General features: G+C 63.3%; 2 protein-coding genes. Both read left to right on the top strand.

The window, feature by feature from the left end; genetic code table 11:
* Positions 1-981 (top strand): NfeD family protein (locus tag IC50_RS11280; RefSeq protein WP_035704075.1); only part of this gene is annotated, 981 nt, incomplete at its 5' end.
* Positions 978-1,739 (top strand): slipin family protein, encoded by a 762-nt coding sequence (locus tag IC50_RS11275; RefSeq protein WP_035704072.1) that lies wholly within the window; start codon positions 978-980, stop codon positions 1,737-1,739. The genes IC50_RS11280 and IC50_RS11275, both read left to right, overlap by 4 nt.
* The last annotated feature ends 14 nt before the right edge of the window (positions 1,740-1,753 follow it).

The raw sequence follows: 1,753 nt of genomic DNA, 5'->3' as shown, positions 1-1,753 counted from the left end.
GGCGGGCCGCTGCCGGGCCTGCCGAGCGGTACACCGGGCAAGGATGGCAAGGACAAGAAGGATGAGCCGAAGGACGCGATGACGGCGAAGGCCACGAACGATGCCGTCGCCTTCATCCGCAGCCTCGCCGAGCTGCGCAACCGCAATGCGGACTGGGCGGAAAAGGCGGTCCGTGAGGCTGCAACACTCACTGCCAACGGCGCACTGAAGGCACATGCCATCGATCTCGTCGCGCGCGATCAGGCTGAATTGCTGCGGCAGCTCGATGGCCGTGTGGTGGAAGTAGCAGGCGCCAGGACGCAACGCCTCGCGACGAAGGATGCGGTCGTCGAAGCCATCGAGCCGGGATGGATATCCCGTTTCCTCGCGGTCATCACCGATCCGAACGTGGCGTTCATTCTCCTGATGGTCGGCATCTACGGCCTGATCTTCGAGTTCATGTCTCCCGGTGTGGTCGCGCCGGGAGTCGTCGGCGCGATCTGCCTGCTGATTGGTCTCTATGCGCTCAATTTGCTGCCGATCAACTATGCCGGCCTCGCCCTGATGCTGGTCGGACTCGTGCTTCTCACCGTCGAAGCCTTCAATCCGACGGTGGTGATCGGCATCGGAGGAATCATCGCTTTCGTGCTGGGAGCAATGATGCTTTTCAGGGGCGAGGCGCCTGGCTACCACCTGTCGTGGTGGGTGATCGGCATCACTGCGGCAGTGTTCAGCAGCTTTGCCCTGATCGTGCTTGGTTCGCTTCGGCGCGTCCGCAAAGCTCCTGCGCTGGTCGGCGCACAGGCCATGCGCGGCTTGCCCGCCGAGGTTCTCGACTGGAACGGGAACGAAGGTCATGTCTTCGCCCATGGTGAGCGCTGGCAGGCGCGCGGCGCCGAAACGTTCAAACCCGGAGAGACGGTGGAGGTCGCGAACGTCGTCGACCTGACTCTGCTGATACGACGCACAGCCGCCCGGACAAGCGAGAGAGGTGCATCATGATGCTGGAATATCTGACGTATGCGGCGCTTGCGCTGCTCGTCATCGTGTTTCTGTCCCAGGCCATTCGAATCCTGCGCGAGTACGAGCGCGGCGTGATCTTTACGCTCGGCCGCTTCACCGGCGTGAAGGGCCCGGGCCTCATCATCCTCGTGCCGATCGTGCAGCAGCTCGTAAAGGTCGATCTGCGGGTCATGGTGCAGGTCGTGCCGCCGCAGGACGTGATTTCGCGGGACAACGTGTCCGTCAAGGTCAACGCCGTTCTGTACTTCCGCATCGTCGATCCCGAACGGGCCATCATCAAGGTCGGCGACTACATGGCGGCGACCAGCCAGCTCGCCCAGACCACGCTGCGTTCGGTGCTCGGCAAGCACGAGCTCGACGAGATGCTTGCCGAGCGGGACAGGCTGAACGCCGACATCCAGGAGATCCTCGACAAGCAGACCGACGTCTGGGGCATCAAGGTCACCGGCATAGAGATCAAGGACGTCGATATCGACGAAACCATGGTTCGCGCGATTGCCAAACAGGCCGAGGCGGAGCGCCTGCGGCGGGCCAAGGTGATCAACGCGATGGGCGAGCAGCAGGCGGCCGAAAAGCTGGTCGAAGCCGGCCGGATCCTCGCGCAGGAGCCTCAGGCCATGCAACTGCGTTACTTCGCGGCTCTGCACGACATCGCCGGCGAACGGTCCTCGACCGTCGTCTTTCCGCTGCCGACGGGCTTGCTCGACCATTTCATGCCACGGCCAAATAACCCGTAGCGGATTGCGGTTGG

Origin of the sequence: Bradyrhizobium genomosp. I (2014) (genome assembly GCF_000261685.1) — a bacterium.
Lineage (GTDB): Bacteria > Pseudomonadota > Alphaproteobacteria > Rhizobiales > Xanthobacteraceae > Bradyrhizobium.
Note: the sequence above shows the minus strand (reverse complement) of the source record. Positions and strands in the feature narration are given on the sequence as shown.

Excerpts from the sequence above, each read along its gene's own strand:
- IC50_RS11275 (WP_035704072.1), top strand. The coding sequence starts at position 978 with ATGATGCTGGAATATCTGACGTATGCGGCGCTTGCGCTGCTCGTCATC.